The organism is Faecalibacterium sp. DFI.5.82, assembly GCF_029076575.1.
GTDB classification, from domain to species: Bacteria; Bacillota; Clostridia; order Oscillospirales; family Ruminococcaceae; genus Faecalibacterium; species Faecalibacterium duncaniae.
Map to the genome: position 1 here is coordinate 1 of NZ_JARFIS010000949.1, position 294 is coordinate 294.

1 protein-coding gene is annotated in these 294 nt (G+C 49.0%); it reads right to left on the reverse strand.

The window, feature by feature from the left end:
* Positions 1–23 precede the first annotated feature (23 nt).
* Complete coding sequence (locus P0G09_RS19620) at positions 24–197, reverse strand: CD0415/CD1112 family protein (RefSeq protein ID WP_275253515.1); 174 nt, start codon at positions 195–197, stop codon at positions 24–26.
* Positions 198–294 lie beyond the last annotated feature (97 nt).

The following is a 294-nucleotide window of genomic DNA, read 5'->3' on the forward strand; positions in this document are numbered from 1 at the left end:
AGCACCACATTCCGGGTGAGGGCTTAGCTCATGGCGAAAACGCGCGGTTCAAAATTGGATGGCTTTGTGCCGACCTGCTGTGCGATGCTGCCCACCTGTGTATTGTCATCATCAAACAGGCCGGACAGATTGGACATGATGGCCGCAGTCAGCAGCGACTTGATCCAATCTGAAATCGCTTTGAGAACAGTTTCCACTCAGAGCCACCACCTTACAAGAAATGGTTGATGAGGGTCTTGAGCAGGTTGAGAACAAAGATGAGGTTCGTCAAAAAATTCATAGAAACAACTCCTT